General features: G+C 62.5%; 11 protein-coding genes. 5 read left to right on the forward strand and 6 right to left on the reverse strand.

The genetic code is table 11. The features are described from left to right. Positions 1-111: 111 nt before the first annotated feature. From LOY70_RS13385 to LOY70_RS13405, 5 genes are all read left to right on the forward strand, one after another. On the forward strand, positions 112-1,128 hold the full coding sequence (locus LOY70_RS13385) for an ABC transporter substrate-binding protein (RefSeq protein ID WP_265037416.1): 1,017 nt from the start codon (positions 112-114) through the stop codon (positions 1,126-1,128). 126 nt (positions 1,129-1,254) lie between these two features. Next, positions 1,255-2,232 carry a helix-turn-helix domain-containing protein gene (locus tag LOY70_RS13390; protein ID WP_413776647.1) on the forward strand — a complete coding sequence of 326 codons (978 nt, stop codon included), beginning with the start codon at positions 1,255-1,257 and terminating at the stop codon, positions 2,230-2,232. 69 nt (positions 2,233-2,301) lie between these two features. Then, positions 2,302-3,234 carry a transporter gene (locus LOY70_RS13395; protein WP_265037420.1) on the forward strand — a complete coding sequence of 311 codons (933 nt, stop codon included), beginning with the start codon at positions 2,302-2,304 and terminating at the stop codon, positions 3,232-3,234. A 10-nt stretch (positions 3,235-3,244) separates the two neighbouring features. After that, the gene (locus tag LOY70_RS13400) at positions 3,245-4,501 is read left to right on the forward strand and encodes an MFS transporter (RefSeq protein ID WP_265037422.1); all 1,257 of its coding nucleotides are present in this window, start codon (positions 3,245-3,247) and stop codon (positions 4,499-4,501) included. 17 nt (positions 4,502-4,518) lie between these two features. After that, a complete protein-coding gene (locus LOY70_RS13405) occupies positions 4,519-5,976 on the forward strand; it encodes an amidase (protein WP_265037424.1) in 1,458 nt (485 codons plus the stop codon). 553 nt (positions 5,977-6,529) lie between these two features. On the opposite strand, the gene LOY70_RS13410 is transcribed toward LOY70_RS13405, so the two are convergent. From LOY70_RS13410 to treZ, 6 genes are all read right to left on the reverse strand, one after another. Further along, positions 6,530-7,294, reverse strand: coding sequence for a PIG-L deacetylase family protein (locus LOY70_RS13410; RefSeq protein ID WP_265037426.1), 765 nt, complete (start codon positions 7,292-7,294; stop codon positions 6,530-6,532). 255 nt (positions 7,295-7,549) lie between these two features. After that, on the reverse strand, positions 7,550-9,709 hold the full coding sequence (glgX, locus tag LOY70_RS13415; protein WP_265037428.1) for a glycogen debranching protein GlgX: 2,160 nt from the start codon (positions 9,707-9,709) through the stop codon (positions 7,550-7,552). 254 nt (positions 9,710-9,963) lie between these two features. Beyond that, positions 9,964-10,308 (reverse strand): DUF2934 domain-containing protein, encoded by a 345-nt coding sequence (locus LOY70_RS13420; protein WP_265037430.1) that lies wholly within the window; start codon positions 10,306-10,308, stop codon positions 9,964-9,966. A gap of 20 nt (positions 10,309-10,328) precedes the next feature. Further along, on the reverse strand, positions 10,329-13,112 hold the full coding sequence (locus LOY70_RS13425; RefSeq protein ID WP_265037432.1) for a malto-oligosyltrehalose synthase: 2,784 nt from the start codon (positions 13,110-13,112) through the stop codon (positions 10,329-10,331). After that, a complete protein-coding gene (gene malQ / locus LOY70_RS13430; protein WP_265037433.1) occupies positions 13,109-15,187 on the reverse strand; it encodes a 4-alpha-glucanotransferase in 2,079 nt (692 codons plus the stop codon). Before malQ ends, LOY70_RS13425 begins: the two co-directional genes overlap by 4 nt. After that, positions 15,184-16,986, reverse strand: coding sequence for a malto-oligosyltrehalose trehalohydrolase (gene treZ / locus LOY70_RS13435; protein ID WP_265037435.1), 1,803 nt, complete (start codon positions 16,984-16,986; stop codon positions 15,184-15,186). Before treZ ends, malQ begins: the two co-directional genes overlap by 4 nt. Position 16,987 lies beyond the last annotated feature (1 nt).

The raw sequence follows: 16,987 nt of genomic DNA on the forward strand, positions 1-16,987 counted from the left end.
GCCCAGGCACTGAAATTTAAGTGCTATTGATATGCTTTACCGGTATTTAAATTAATTTTTTTATAGCTTTAAAGTCATGTCTCTCAGTTTCTTCCTTTACTGTGAGGTTCCATGGCTATGGCTTTCAAGCGTTCTGCGCTCACTGTGTGGTTTGTTTCCCTGGCGGCAACGGCATTGCTCGGCCCTACGGCCCAGGCGGAGGGCAAGATCAGCATTGCCCAGCAATTCGGGATCGGTTACTTGATCCTCGATGTTGTCCGTGACCAGCGACTGATCGAAAAGCATGGCAAGGCCCAGGGCCTGGATATCCAGGTGGACTGGAACAGTATTTCCGGCGCAACCGCGATGAACGAGGCTTTGTTGACCGGCGCCCTGGATGTGGTGTCGGCAGGCGTTCCGCCGATGCTGACGATTTGGGATCGGACCCGGGGCAAGCAGAACGTCAAGGCCATCGCATCACTGGGATCGATGCCCAATTATCTGCTGACCAATAATCCAAATGTGAAGGGCCTCAAGGACTTCTCCGACAAGGACCGGATTGCCGTACCGGCGGCGGGCGTCGGGTTCCAGTCGCGCACCTTGCAGATCGAAACGGCCAAGGTGTTCGGGAACGATCACTTCAAGAAATTCGACGACATCTCCGTCAGCCTCCCGCACCCGGATGCGACGGCGGCGTTGATCGCGGGTCAGTCGGAGATCAATTCGCACTTCTCCAGCCCGCCGTTCCAGTACCAGGCGCTGCAGAGTCCCAATGTGCATAAGGTGCTCAGCTCCTATGACGTGCTGGGCGGGCCGGCGACGTTCAACGTGCTCTACACCACGGAAAAATTCCACGACGAAAACCCCAAGACCTACAAGGCGTTCTACGACGCCCTGGTGGAGGCCCAAGGCATCATCAAGGCCGACAAGCCAGCCGCTGCCCAGACCTACATCCGGGTAGAGCAGTCCAAGTTGCCGCTGTCGCTGCTGGAGAAAATCGTGACCGACCCCGAAATCGATTTCACCGTCGTGCCGCAACGCACCTCTGTCTACGCCGAGAAGCTGCATGAGTTGGGCATACTGAAGAACAAGGCCGACAGCTGGAAGGATTACTTTTTCGAGGAGGCGCACGCCGACGCAGGCAGTTGAGCCTTGGTCGATTATCCGTTTTCGGCACAATTGCATGGCCTGTCCGTGAGGCGGAATGGAACTTGCCTGACCTTTGATTCATAAGCCCTGGAATCATCGAAGGTCGGGTCAATGAACAACCACACCATGACGCAGCCACCGGTCTCGGCAGACGTGTTGCCAACACTGCCGATCAATCGGTTCCTCACCGCGGACATCGACGAGCACGCCCGGAACATGGGTGGTTGGCAGGTGAGCTACGACCAGTTGACGCCGGGACGCTTCGAAGGCGAACTGATCGAATTGCGCTGCGACTGGATGCAATTGGTGCGCGATCGCTCTAATCAGGCCCTGACCAAGCGGGGCGTCGCCTGGGAGGGCGCCATTACTTTCAGCGTGCCGTTGAGTGCCGACGGGCCGGTCTTTTGCTCCGGGCATCCGATTATCGAACCCAGCCTGTTGGTCGCCCGTGGTCATAACCTGCCCGAGTTGCGCACGCCCCAGCATCTGGACTTGCTCGGTGTCGCGATTGAAGAGCAGGCATTGGCGCATGTGTTGGAGCGACAGGGCAGTCGTTTTCGAATTACCGATCTTCCCAAGTGTTACCGCCTCGGCGCCTCGACGTTGCCCGCCGAGCTCGCCGCGCTGCTCGATGAGCTTGACGGGGGCGAGCAGGGGCGCGAGTCGTTGCTGGGGTACGAGTCGATTCGCCGGGGCCTGCGCGACACGGTGATGCTGCATGTGCTGGAATTGGTGGCGCCGGACGAGGCGCCACCGCTCAACCCCACGGCGCGCAAACGCATGGTCGACCGGGCCCGGGAATACGCCCTGGCCCATGTCGATGAACCGCTGTCGATCCTCGACCTGTGCAACCACATCGGCGCCAGCCGGCGGAAATTGCAGTACTGCTTCCAGGAGACGCTGGGCATCAACCCGGTGGCTTATCTGCGGGCGTTGCGCCTCAATGCGGTGCGCCGTGAGCTGCGCAATGGCGATCAGACGCTGGGTGTACAAGAGGTGGCCGCGCGTTGGGGATTCTGGCATTTAAGCCGGTTTTCCAGTGATTACCGGATCCTGTTCGGCGAAAGCCCGTCACAAACCTTGCGTCGCACGCATCTGTGCTGAAAACGGATAACGGCTGACCGGCCGGCTCCCTAGGATGACCCCAACACCACATGGTCGGAGGGGCATTCGATGAATCAAAATAAAAAAGCAAACGCCTGGCGCTGTACGTGGTTGACCCTGGGGCTGATCGGCGCCTGTACCGCTGCCCATGGCACCGAAAACGGCGCGCCGACCACGGCGGTCGGGGTTTATGATTTCGGCGCAGGCATGATGCCGCCGGCCACGCCCTTTGGCACCGTCGGCCTGCGCACCGCGTTCTATTCGGCCAACGTGCAGAAGGACCGCCACGGCAAGTCCGTGGATAACAATTTTTCCCTGGATGTTTTATCCATCGGCGTCGCCTACATGCGCATGACCGATTACACCGTGCTGGGCGCCAAGTATGGCTTCGGCGCCGTCGTACCGTTCTTCCAGATGGACGCTTCGCTGCAGGTGCAGACGCCCGTCGGCCCGCTGGACCTTGAAGCCGATCCGTTTCGCATGGCTGACATGCAGGTGCTGCCGGTGATCCTGCAGTGGACGCTTTCGCCGAACCTGTTCGTCAATGCCCAGTTCCAGGTCCAGGCCCCTACGGGCGATTACGACAAGAATCGCTTGATCTCACCGGGTCTCAACCACTGGACTTTCTCGCCGATCCTCAACGCCACGTACATCTCCGACAGCGGCTTTGAGGTGTCTTCAAGCTTTGAGGCCGACATCAACACCCGCAACCACGCCACCGACTACAAGAACGGCGTCGAGTACCGTCATGAATTCGCTGTGGGCCAGCACGTCGGGCCATGGACCTTGGGCGTGGGCGGTTATTACTACCGGCAATTCACCGACGACGATGCGCCGGGCCTGGAAGCGGGTAATCGCGCTCGGGTGTTGGCCATCGGGCCGGCGGTGAGCTACTTCAAGCCCGGCATTCCACCGGTGTGGCTGCATGTCTACAAGGAGCTCGATGCGCGCAACCGCGCCGAAGGCTACACCGCAGCGTTGCGTATCTCTCAAAGCTTCTAAGGGGCTCGTCATGAACCAATCAAGTTCGGTTTCAACGGCTGGCGCTCCATCGCGCCAGGCCGGTCGAGGCGAAGGGCTGGTGCTGATGCTCGGCAGCAGCCTGACCATCATGGGCTCTGTGATGGTCGCGCCCATCCTGCCCCGGTTGGGCGCTGAATTCGGTCCCCTGGAGCCTCGAGCCGATCTGCTGGTGCCGTTGGCGATCACCGGCCCGGCCCTGGCGATTGCCCTCTGCGCGCCCTTGGCCGGCTGGTTGGCCGACCGGGTCGGGCGCAAGGCTTTGCTGGTGATTGCTACCTTGCTCTACGCCGTGCTCGGCGCGCTGCCGGCCATGCTCGATAGCTTGCCCGCGATTGTGGGGGTGCGGCTGTTGTTCGGTTGTACCGAGGCGGCGGTGATGACCTGTTGCGCAACCCTGATCGCCGACTACTGGCACGGCGAGGAGCGCTTGCGCTACGTCAACCGCCAGGTGGTGACCATCGGCCTGGTGGGCGCGTTGTTCTTCGTGGTGGGCGGATCGCTCGGCGAGCATTCGTGGCGTTCGCCGTTCCTGCTGTACTTGCTGCCTCTGTTGTTGGTGCCGGTGATGATGAAGGTGCTGTGGGAACCACCCGTGGCGAAGCGGCGGGCGGTCGAGCAGCAGGTCGATGAATCGGGGCCGGCCAAGGTCGCGGTGCTGCAACTGGTGGTCGGCTATTTGATGATTCTGGGCGGCATGGTGTTGGCCTTCGTCATGGCCATCCAGGCGCCAACCTTGTTGGTTGGCCTGGGCATTACCTCGAGCACGATGATCGGCATGGCGGCGGGGCTGAGCCTGCTGGCGACCTTGGGAGGGTCGTTGGCGTGGCCGCTGTTGCGCCGTCGCTTTGGCATCGCCGGTTGCAACGCCTTGTTGCTGGGGCTGATGGGGGTCGGGCTGTGGCTGCTGATGCGTGCGCAAAGCTACAACGCGGTGCTGGTGGCCGCGCTCATCCAGGGCCTGGGTTCCGGGTTGCTGGTGCCTAACGTCATGGCGCCGGTGATGAATGCCTTGACCGCTCGCACCCGTGGTCGCGGCTTGGGCGGCTTCACCTCGTTCTTGTACTTCGGCCAGTTCGTCAGCCCGCTGGTGGTGGCCTTTGTGGCCGCCTTCGCCGGTGACCTTCGCCAGGCCATCCAGTGGCTGGCATTCGCCAGTCTTGCCGGGGCGCTGCTCTGGGTGACCGTCGGCCTGCGAGCGCGGGGCCACGGCCAGGCGAACACCCTCGAATCACGTCAATCGTCATGAAATAAGGAACCTGGAGCATGGCTATGCAAGACATCCACCACTTGATGGACAACGAAGACGCCACCGGACTGGCCGAGTGGGTCAGGCGTGGCGAGGTCCAGCCCGGCGAATTGCTTGAAGCGGCCATCGAGCGCCTTGAGCGGGTTGAGCCACAGATCAATGCCGTGGCCGAGCGGCTGTATGAATCGGCCCGGGAGACGGCGCGCACCGCCCAGGTCGGGCAGGGCCTGCTGGCCGGTGTACCGACCTTGATCAAAGACCTGTTTTCACCGGTCAACGGCGCGGCGATGACCAACGGTTCGCGTTCCCTGGGCGATGTTCGTGCGGACTTCGAATCGGAGGTCGTGACGCGTCTGCGGCGCGCGGGTTGCCAGGTCATGGGCACCAGTACATCGCCGGAATTCGGTACGTCGTATTCCACCGAGTCCTCGCGTTTTGGCGCCACGCGCAACCCGTGGAGCACCGACCACAGCGCCGGCGGTTCCAGCGGTGGCGCAGCGGCGCTGGTAGCGGCCCGGGTCGTGCCGTTCGCCCATGGCAATGATGGCGGCGGTTCCTTGCGAGTGCCAGCGTCCTGTTGTGGCGTGTTCGGGCTCAAACCCAGCCGAGGCCTGTTGCCGTCAGGGCCGATGATGGGCGAGGGCTGGGCCGGGATGGGCACGCCCCATGCGATCACCTTGTCGGTGCGCGACAGCGCTGCGCTGCTGGACGCCACCGCCGGGATGGACCTGGGGGCGCCGTATGCGGCACCGGTCCAGTCGCAGCCCTATGTGACGGCAGTGCTGCAGGACCCAAAGCCGTTGCGCATTGCCCTGGTCGAACAGCTCGGCCCTTGGCCCACCTCGCCGCAGAGCCTGGAGGCGGTGCGCCAGGCTGCGCGTTTGTGCGAGTCCCTGGGGCACCGTGTCGAACCGGCAAACTTGCCGGTGGTATTGCCGGCGTTTCTGGATCAGGTCTTTACCATCATCGGTGCAAGCACCCGTCATTACGTTGACCTGCTGGGCCAGATGCGTGGTGTTGCGGTGCAGGCCGAAGAATTGGAAGTACGCACCCGGATCATCTTGCGGGACAAGGGCACCGTCAGCGGCGCCCAATACGCGGCCGCCGTGGAATGGATTCATGCCCTGGGTCGGCAACTGGCGTTGTTCATGCAGGATTACGACCTGGTCCTGACGCCGGTGCTAACCCGTGAACCAGTACCGATTGGCGAACTGGACATCCAGGATGTGTGCATGAGCCTTGATCAACTGCTTGAGCGATACCACAGCTATTCGCCATTTACCGCACTGTTCAATGCCAGCGGCCAGCCCGCGATGTCGGTGCCATTGTCCTGGAGCAGCAACGGCCTGCCGATGGGCGCACACTTTGCCGGTCGCTTTGGCGAGGAAAGCACCTTGCTGGCCTTGGCCGCGCAACTGGAGCGTGCCCAACCGTGGCGCGGCCGAGTCCCGCCGGTCAATGCCTGTCGTCGCTGAACACCACTGCACCCTATGGCACCCCGGAACCAATGTGGGAGCGGGCTTGCCCGCGATGACGGCGGCACATTCAGCATTGATGCAAACTGACCCACCGCTTTCGCGAGCAAGCTCGCTCCCACAGGGGATTGGGGTGAATGTAGGTTCTGTGAATGCCCGGAACCAATGTGGGAGCGGGCTTGCTCGCGAAGGCGACGGCACATTCAGCATTGATGCAAGCTGACCCACCGCTTTCGCGAGCAAGCCCGCTCCCACAAGGGATTGGGGTGAATGTAGGTTCTGTGAATGCCCGAAACCAGTGTGGGAGCGGGCTTGCCCGCGAAGGCGACGGCACATTCAGCATTGATGCAAGCTGACCCACCGCTTTCGCGAGCAAGCCCGCTCCCACAGGGGATTGGGGGGAATGTAGGTTCTGTGAATGCCCGAAACCAGTGTGGGAGCGGGCTTGCTCGCGATGAGGGCGGCACATTCAGCGTTGAGGCAAGCTGACCCACCGCTTTCGCGAGCAAGCTCGCTCCCACAGGGGATTGGGGTGGGTCAGGGTGTTCGGTTTTCAGATGAAAACGATCTCATACGGCATGCCCATGCGATCTAGAATGACCCGCGGTACCAGGGGGGAGATGCCGCTGGCGGGTTCGCCGTTGAGTTGGCTGACATAGGCGTGCATCGCGTGACGCTTGCGGGCTGTGGTCCAGACGTCGAGGCGCAGTTTGCGGGCCCGGTGCCAGGGTATTTTGTTCTGCTCGCGGACTGGCCAGTGCCACGCCCATACCGGCAGTTCGTTAAATACCGCGCCAATGTTTTCAGCCGCCTGGGCCCCGGCGCGGCCGACCGTTTCGTGGTCGCTGTCGCCATCCTTGCGCCAAGTGCTGAACACCACATCCCCGGGCCGCAGATAACGCCCTATGAAGGCGACCAGCTGTGCCTCGTGTTCCACCAGGGTCTTTTCCGCAAAGCCGCCGCGCACCCATTGCAGGCCTTGGGCCGGGATGCCCAGGCGATGCAGGGCGTCCACGCTTTCCTGGGGGTGAGGACGGTACGTGCGCAGGCGCTCATCGCTCCACAACGGCGAACCGGGATGGCCGAGGGCGCCGTCAGTGATCGAAATCAATAACATGGGCTGGTCCAGGCTGCTCAGCAACTGGAGCAATCCGCCGCAGGCCCCGACTTCATCGCCCGGATGCGGCGAGAGGATGACGGCGCGAGCGCCAGCCGGGATGAGCGTCTGGGTGCTGATGATAGGAATGTCGGCCAACTGTGGGGCGCTGTCCCATATTTGCGGGTGCTGCCGACTTTGCAAGCGAGAGGCGGGTTTCATGAGAGACGTCCTTGTTGAATTCAATCTTTCAGCCGTGCATCGGGCCGACTGCCCGATGATGCCCAGGAGGGCCTGACTGCGATTCACGGTGCCCCTGATCCTGGAACACCGTACGCGAAGTATTGACTATGTCGACTGATTCGTCGCGTCACCTGTCTATCTGAGCTGCATTTATTTACTCGAACTGGGTTGCACAGGATCGAAGAGCCGCGTCCTTGCGGGTCTTCGTCCTCGGCAGCCGTTTATCGCAGGTTTTTAATCCTCTTCTTCCCGTTGCAGTTCGAATAGCAATAGCGAACGTCCGGTAACAGAGTATTCGGAATTGAAATCGAACCGCTCCTGGCCACGTACCGACGGCTGGTTAGTGTCGACCATGCAGGTCCAGAAACTGCCCTCGGGGACTTCCGGCAAGAGGAAGTTGACGATGTCGTGGTGAGCGTTGACCACCAGCAGCAACGTCGCGTCGGCGCCCTTGCGACGGATGCCGGTTTCCTGGGCCCGCCCGTCCATCAACATGCCCAGGCACCGACCGTGGCCGTCCTGCCATTGTTCGGTGGTCATCTCGCTGCCGTCCGGTGCCAGCCAGGTCACATCCTTGACGCCGATGTCCTCGTTGTAATTGCCCACCAGGAACCGTCCGCGGCGCAGGATCGGGTAGGTCAGGCGCAACTTGATCAAGCGCTTGACGAACTTGAGCAGCGCCGCGCCGTCTTCGCTCAGGTCCCAGTTGACCCAACCGATCTCGCTGTCCTGGCAATAGGCGTTGTTGTTGCCGTGCTGGGTGCGGGCGAACTCGTCCCCGGCGACGATCATCGGTGTGCCTTGGGCCAGTAGCAAGGTCGCAAAGAAGTTACGCATCTGCCGATGACGCAATTCGTTGATCTGCGGATCGTCCGTCGGGCCCTCGACACCGTGGTTCCAGGACAGGTTGTTATTGCTGCCGTCCTGATTGTTTTCGTCGTTGGCTTCGTTGTGCTTGTCGTTGTACGAGACCAGGTCATTGAGGGTAAACCCGTCATGGGCGGTCACGAAGTTCACCGAGGCGTAAGGGCGGCGACCCCGCTGGTTGAACATCTCGCCCGAGGCGGTCATGCGGCTGGCGAAATCGGCCAGCTGGCCGTCGTCGCCTTTCCAGAACGCGCGCACCGTGTCGCGGAACTTGTCGTTCCACTCCACCCAGCCCGGTGGAAAACCGCCCACTTGATAGCCACCGGGGCCGCAGTCCCAAGGCTCGGCGATCATTTTCACCTGGCGCAGCACCGGGTCCTGGCGGCAGGCGACGAGGAAGCTGTGACGCTCGTCGAAGCCGTCATGGTAGCGGCCCAGGATGGTTGCCAGGTCAAAGCGGAAACCGTCGACGTGCATCTCCGTGGCCCAATAGCGCAGGGAGTCGGTGACCATCTGCAAGACGCACGGGTGGCTCAGGTCCAGGGTGTTGCCAGTGCCTGAGTCGTTGATGTAGTAGCGCTTGTCGTCGGGCATCAGCCGGTAGTACGACGCATTGTCGATGCCGCGCATGGACAGGGTCGGGCCTTGTTCGTTGCCTTCGGCCGTGTGGTTGTAGACCACGTCGAGGATGACCTCAAGCTTGGCCTCGTGCAGGTGGGCGACCATCTCCTTGAACTCGGCGATCTTGCCGCTGGCCAGGTAACGCGGGTCGGGGGCGAAGAAGGCAATGCTGTTGTAGCCCCAATAGTTGGTCATGCCTTTGTGCAACAGATGCTGGTCATTGACGAAGGCATGGACGGGCAACAGTTCCACCGATGAAACACCCAGCTTGCGGATGTGCTCCAGCACGTCGTCGACCATCAACCCGGCGAAGGTCCCGCGCAGATTCTCCGGCACCGACGGATGCCGCATGCTGATGCCGCGCACATGGGTTTCATACAGGATGGTCTTGTCCCAGGGCACGCTGACGCGCTGGTCATTGCCCCAGGTGTGGGCCGGGTCGATGACTTTGCATTTGGGTACGAACGGGGCACTGTCGCGCTCATCGAAACTGAGGTCGCCGTCGGGGTGGCCGATGGTGTAGCCGAACAGTGCTTCGGACCACTTCAGTTCGCCGACCAATTGTTTGGCGTAAGGATCGATCAGCAACTTGTTGGGGTTGAAACGGTGGCCATTTTCCGGATCGTAGGCGCCGTAGACCCGGTAGCCGTAGATCAGCCCGGGATGGGCGTCAGGCAGATAGCCGTGGTAAATCTCGTCGGTGTATTCCGGCAGCTCGATGCGTTCGAGCTCGACCTCGCCGGCATCATCGAAAATACACAGTTCAACCTTGGTGGCATTGGCTGAGAACAGCGCGAAATTGACCCCGAGACCATCCCAGGTTGCACCGAGCGGAAAAGGCAGCCCTTCACGAATCCGCGAAGCCTCGATAACGGGCGGCGGCGTGGTTTTTTTTGGACGGGTCATAGTTGCTCCTGCAAAAGACAAACTGATACGGCGATACGGTTCGTATGGGACGGGTGGCTGGTGCACTGCACCTGTGGCAAGGGGAAATTCATCCCCGCTGGCGTCAGTAGGGCGCTCAAAGGATCGAGCCCTGTCAGCCAGTTGAGGCGGGTTGTAAGGGCTGCTGCGCAGCCCTATGGGAATGACAGCCCCTCGCCACAAGCCAGTCTCTTCATCACCAAGAAACTCATGCTTGAGATCAGTGAGGGGGTGGATCAACTGGCCGGTGGCTTGCGCGCCGCCCGTGGTTTTTTCTCGGCTGGCTTGGCCGGCGGGACCGCTGCGGCAGCTGCCGAGGGTTTGGCCGCGGGCTTGGCCTTGGCCGGGCTCTTGGTGGCAGGCTTGGCGACGGTGCTTTTGGTCGCGACAGGCTTGGCGCCATCGGCCTTGCTGGCCGTTGGTTTGCTCGTGGCCTTGGCGGGTTTGCTTGGCGCAAGCGCTTCGGCTTCGGCCAGTTTGCGGGCCATCTCCCAGTGGCGCTTTTCCTGCCCCGTCGGCTTACCCTCGGATTCCCAGATTTGATAGGCGAATTCACGAATGCGTTTATCGTCGGTACTCATCGCGGTGCTCCTGACTGAACTCAAGGTTGGATAAAGACATTGACTGGGAAATCTCCCAGCGCGGCGCTAAGCATCAGCTCCCTTTGGGGTGTGACTGCTGCGCTTGAAAAAAGTCCCTTCAGTTTTTCATCCTCGGCAAACGGTAATGCCACGCGGGTGTCGCCCCAGTCCGATGCAGCCACCTGTGGCACGGCACTGTTTTCCAGCAGCCGGGCTGCATGGATCGGTACCACGACGATTGCCCGTTGTTGCTCGTGTTCACGCATAAAGGCCAACACCCGCTGGGCATGTTCGCCGACCACCTGTAGCGGCTGATAGCTGCCTTGGCGGAACAGCTGCGTGTATTCGGCCCGCACGGCCAGTGTCCTGGCGATCAGTGCCTGTTTGACCCGGCCATCACGCCAGTCGCGTACCAGCGCTTCGGGGGCATTGTCGGCGTGCATCGCCTCGCGGCGCGTCTCGAAATCCACCGGGCGTCGGTTGTCCGGATCCACCAGGCTGAAATCCCAGAACTCGTTGCCCTGGTACAGGTCCGGTACGCCGGGTACGGTCATGCGCAGCAAAGTCTGCGCCAAACTGTTGAGGGCGCCTGCCGCCGCGATGGCCTGGACCGCCTCGGCGATGGCATTGCGCAAGGGTAGGCCTTCATCGCACAGCAGCAGCCGTTCGAGGAACATCTGGGTGGCTTGCTCATAGGCGTCGTTGACCGCCGCCCAGCTGCTTTGCAACTTGGCTTCACGCAAGGCTTTGCGCTGCCATTGCCACAGACGCTCGTTGTAGTCGGCCAGCGCCTTGGCGTCGCGCAGATCGAGGTCCAGCGGCCAGCTTCCGAGCAGCGCCTGATACAGAATCAGCTCATCACCGGTCGAGGGGGCCGCGGGGTCGCTGTGCAGCGAGGGCGAGAGGATGCGCCATTGCTCCACGCTCGCGGTGTACCAGTCGGGACGTTCGCTGAGCACCGCCAACCGGGCGCGGGTGTCTTCGCCGCGCTTGTGGTCGTGGGTGGCGGTGGTCAGCAGGTTGTCCGGGCAATGTTCAAGCCGCTCAAGACAGGCGTTGTGGAACTCTTGCGGCGGGGCGCTGAAACGCTCGGTGTTGTAGCCCACGTCATTGCGCGACAACAGCACCGCCGAGCGATAGAGCGCGGTGTCTTCCACGGCCTTGGCCGCCGCCGGTGAGGTCAGTTGCTGGAAACGCACACAGGCATGGCGCAGCCGCTTGCGTTGCGCCCCCCGGGGACGTTGCCGCCAGGGCATGCCGCCGAGCCAGTCGGCCAGGCAATCGAGCACCGGCCAGTCGGCCTCATTGAGGGTTTGCCGGGCGCCTTCCAGGGCCTGGTTGAAAAACACCTCGTCCTCGGCAGAGCGACCCAATGGGTTGATGTACGTGCGGTACACTGGGAAATGCACAATCAGTTCCTGCAACGCCCGACGGATCGCGCCCAGGGTCAGGTCGCGAGTCATCACATCGTCCCGGGCCACTTGCAGCAGGGCTTGAGCGACGCTCTCGAAGTCGCCGGCCAGGGATCCGTTGAGAATCTGCTGGCGAGCCAGGCGGGCTTCTTCGATGAAGTGCGCCGGGCGTTCGCTGAGACGGCTCCAGAATTCGGCCAGGGGTTCGGCGCCAGCGGGGTCATGCTGCAGCAGCGAAATCTGGTTCATGAACTCGTAACCGGTGCTGCCGTCGATGTTCCAGTCCCGACGCAAGGTTTCGCCATCGCCGAGGATCTTCTCGATGAAAATCGGCAAGTGCCGCGACGGCGACAGTGAATCGACGCGCCTGCGCAATTTGCGGCAGTAACCGCGAGGATCGGCAAGCCCGTCGATATGGTCGATTCGCAGCCCGTCCACCAATCCAGCGCCGATCAGTTCGAAGATTTTTGCATGGGTGGCTTCGAACACGGTCGGGCGCTCGACCCGCAAACCGCCCAATTCGTTGACATCGAAGAAGCGCCGCCAGTTGATGTCGTCCGCTGCGGTGCGCCAGCTGGCGAGGCGATAGCTCTGGCGCTCGAGCAACTGATGCAGACGCTCGAAACCCTCGGGCTCGAGGGAATCGTAGCCGTTCAGGTTGTCCTCGATGGCGGCCAGGATGCCCGGTTGGGTGGCCAGCTCCCGCAGCTCTGCTTGCAGCGGGCGGGCGAGGGTGTGGGCGTCGGTCTGATAGTTCAACGTGGTGAAGCGCTCGGCCAAGGCCTTGAGCGCTTCGGCCTGCTCCGATGGCAGGGTTTCAGCGGGTTTGAGTAACTCGCCGTACTGCATCGGGCAGATGGGGAAGTGATGTTCGTAGTGCTCGACGTAGAAGCTGCCTTGCATGGCATCGAAGCGCGGCTTCAGCGTGCCTTCCTGCAAGGCCACGCCGTAGTCACTGCCCAGGAACGGCAGCAACAGCTGGCCCTCCATCAGCGGGTCAGGGGAGTGCCACTGGATGTCGAAGAACTCACCGTAGGGGCTCAGGCGTCCCCATTCAAGCAGGTCCAGCCACCAGGGGTTGTCGTTGCCGCCGACGGCCATATGGTTGGACACGATGTCGAGGATCAGTCCCAACCCGTGTTCACGCAGGGTCGCGACCAGGCGTTTGAGCGCGGCTTCACCGCCCAGCTCCGGGTTGACCTGGGTCGGATCGACGACGTCGTAGCCGTGCATCGATCCGGCGCGGGCCTTGAGCAGTGGCGAGGCATAAATGTGGCTTATGCCCAGCGCGGCAAAATACGGTACCTGAGGGACGGCGTCGTCCAGGGTGAAGCCTTTATGAAATTGCAGGCGAAGGGTCGCCCGAAGCGGTTGGATCAAGGTCGGTTTCATCGGTCACGCTCGTTCGCCTGAAGTCGCGCGCAGGCGAGTATTTCCAGACGCCGGGCGGCATCCGGGGCGTCCAGCAACGCCTGGCTTTCGTGGGCCAGGCGGCGACGCCAATTCGGGTGGGTGTCAGTAGTGCCGGGCAGATTGGCCTGCTCGTCGATGCCTAATGCATCCTCAAGCGGCAGCAACACCAACGGCGCGCGGGTGTGGCCTAGGAAACGCACGCTGGCATCCAGCACCTCGTCGGTTTCGTGGCGTTCTTCACGAAAGTTCTGTGGGTCCTGGTTCAACACCGTACGCAGGCCTTCGCGTTCACGTTCGCGGTGTTTGCGCCAGTCCATTTCGGTATGAGAGTCGATCAGCTCCAGCCGCGCGTTCCAGTCGATATCATGGCCATGCCACCAACCATTGAGGGTCGGCAGGTCATGGGTGCTGGTGGTTGCCAGGGCGTTGTCCGGCCAGTCAAGGATGGGTTTGAAGTGAGTGTTGTCCTGTTCGAACAACAGCACGCGCATGCCCAGGATCGACCGGGCGCTGAGCTTCTCCCGCAGGCCGTCGGGCACGGTGCCGAGGTCTTCGCCCAGCACGATGGCTTGATGCCGGTGGGATTCCAGCGCCAACAGGCGCAGCAGGTCATCCAGCGGATAATAAAGGTACGCGCCATCGCATGGCGGGGCGTCGTTCGGGATTACCCACAGCCGCTGCAGGCCCATGACGTGATCGATACGCAAGCCGCCTGCATGGGCGAAGTTGGCCCGCAGCATCTCAATGAAGGCACGAAAACCATTACGAACCAGGCCTTCCGGAGAAAACGCCGAGATACCCCAGCCTTGGCCGGAGCGGTTGAGGATGTCCGGTGGCGCGCCCACGGTCAGCGAGGCGAGCAGTTCGTCCTGTCGACTCCAGGCCTGGCTGCCGCCGCCATCGGCCCCCACCGCGAGGTCGGCGATCAGGCCGATGCCCATGCCACTGGCCCTGGCCGCGCTTTGGGCGCGCTCCAGGCAGCGGGCGATCAGCCATTGGCAAAACGCGTAGTAGCCAATTTCGTCGGCGTTTTCTTCGGCAAAATGGGCCAGCGCGGCGCTGCGTGGGTCGCGCCATTCTTCGGGCCATTGGCGCCAGTCGAGGCTTTCCCCCCGGGCCGCGCGCTCGGCCTGCAAGGCTTCGAAGCGGCAATGATTTTCCAGGGCTTCACCGCTGGTGTGGCGGAAGCTGCTGAAGTCTTCATGCAGCGGATGCTCACCCTGGCTGAAACCATCGTACAGAGCCCGCAGGACTTTCTGTTTGGCCTGGGCCGCCACCGGCCAGTCGACCAGCGGCTGTTCTTCCAGGGTGCGCAGTTGATTGGTCAAGCCAGTGGCATCGATGGCCGTGCGCAGGGCGCGTTCACCCAGAATGGTACCCGGCGCGGCATACAGACTGTTGAGGAACAGCCGGCTGGACGGCGAATAAGGGCTGTAGCGTCCGGTGTCGCTGCTGAACATCGCATGCATCGGGCTGATGGCCAGGGCATCGGCACCGCGCTCGCCGGACACCCGCGCCAGTTCTTCCAGGGCCTGGGTGTCGCCGAAGCCGCCGTCGCCGGGGCGGCGCAGGGAATATAACTGCGCGCTCAGGCCCCAGGCCCGGGGTGTCGTCTCGCCCACCGCATCGGCCATGCTGTAGCAGCGGGCCGGTGCGACCGCCAGGGTGAAGTGCTGGTCCTGGATACGGACATGCTGATAACCCACCGGGATCATCCCTGGCAGCTTGGCGTCGGCGTCGAGTTTCAGGTTCAGCGTCGCGCCATCCTCGAGTTTGATCTCGCAGGGCGTTGCGGCTTCGAAATAGCGGCTCAGGTCCACGCTGGCGCCGACGTCGGCGGTAATCAGCGGTGGCAACTGATGGTTCTGCTGGTCCTGTTGCAATTGCTGCAGGCTGGCGTCGATTTCCTGGGCGCTGCCCGCCGGATGACCCAGGCCCGTCAGGACGGAGCGCAGTACGGCAGGCGAGACTTTTTGCGCCCGGCCGTTAGCGTCTATCCAGTCCACTGCAAGGCCCGCTCGGCTGGCGAGAATTTCAAGTTGCGCATCGCTCATAGGCGCTCTCCAGTGATGTTGGGCAAGTTTGCCGCCTGCGTCAGACTGACCAGCGCGCTGTAGGGCGCAAGGACGCCCTGTTGCAACAGACCCATGGCCTGGTGCGGATGTTCGAAAAGAATGTGCACCTCTTCCGGAGCGGTGTGCTCGATCGGCTGTTCGCTGAGGTTCAGGTCGATGCGCAATACGCTGCCGTCCCCCAGCCGCCAGCGTGCACTGACGGCTCCGTGGCCCAGCACATCGGCGCCCAGCGCCTGGGCGCCGGGCAAGCGTGGGACGATTTCTTCGCGACGGATCTTCAGCAGCCGGCGGTACAGCGCCTCGGTGGCATGCTGATGGGGATGTTGCGCTTCGAACAGCGGGCGCGAGGCCTCGAAGGTGGCGGCGTCGTTGGGATCGGGGATCCGTTCACGCTTTTCGGGATCGGCGAAGGCGCTGAAGGCCGCGAACTCGTTGCGCCGGCCTTCGCGCACCAGTTCCGCCAGTTCGCCGTGATGGCTGGTGAAGAACAGGAACGGGTGTTCGGCGGCCACTTCATCGCCCATGAACAGCAGCGGAATCATCGGCGATAACAGCAGCAAGGCGATCGCCGCGTGCAGCGCCTGGGGTGGCGCCAACTGATGCAGGCGTTCACCCAGGGCTCGGTTGCCGATCTGATCATGGTTCTGCAGGAACAGCACGAACGCGCTGGGTGGCAAGTGTCCGCTGGGCTCGCCCCGGACTTCGCCATGGCGGTTGGTATGGCCCTGGAAGACGAACCCCTGGCTGAGGCAGCGGGCCAGTTGCTCGGTCGGTTGCTCGGCATAGTCGGCGTAATACGCATCGGTCTCGCCAGTGAGCAACACATGCAGGGCATTGTGGCCGTCGTCGTTCCACTGGGCGTCGTAATGCTGTTCCAGCAGGCTGGCCTGGTTATGTTCGTTTTCCACGGTCAGCCAGACATGCCGCGCCGGATCCACTTGCTCGCGCACTTTGGTCGCCAGTTCATGGAGAAAATCCGGGTCTTCAATCGCGTGCACGGCATCCAGGCGCAGCCCGTCGAAACGGTATTCCAGCAGCCACATGAGCGCATTGTCGATGAAGAAGTCCCGCACTTCGCGACGGCGGAAATCAATGGCCGCGCCCCAGGGGGTGTGCTTGTCTTCACGGAAGAAGCCCTTGGCATAACGGTGCAGGTAGTTGCCGTCAGGGCCGAAGTGGTTGTAGACCACATCCACAATGACCGCCAGACCATGACCATGGGCACTGTCGATCAGGTGCTTGAGTTGCTCGGGCGTGCCGTAGGACGCCTGGGGTGCGTAGGGCAAGACGCCGTCGTAACCCCAATTGCGGTCGCCAGGAAACTGCGCCAGCGGCATCAGTTCGATGGCCGTCACGCCCAGTCCGGCCAGGCGTGCCAAATGCTGTTCGACACCGTCGAACCCACCGAGAGCACCGACGTGCAATTCATAGATCACCGCTTCGTGCCAGGGCCGACCGGACCAGTGGGTGTGTCGCCACTGATAGGCATGTGGATCGACCACCACGCTGTGGCGATCGATGTCGCCGGCCTGGGCGCGGGAGGCCGGATCCGGGACCTCCAGTTCGCCGTCGATGTTGTAGCGATAGCGGGTACCGGCGGGGCAACGGGTCTGGATCATGAACCAGCCGTCGGCTTGGGGCAGTAGTGGTATTGAATCTCCAGTGTCGAGCTCGACACTGACAAAAAAAGCGTCCGGGGCCCAGAGGGCGAAGCGGGTGTGCTCGGCATCGAGCATGACCGCGCCATGGGTCCAGGTTTCAGGCGTCCTTGACGGCATT

Source organism: Pseudomonas sp. B21-054, assembly GCF_026016345.1.
GTDB lineage: Bacteria > Pseudomonadota > Gammaproteobacteria > Pseudomonadales > Pseudomonadaceae > Aquipseudomonas.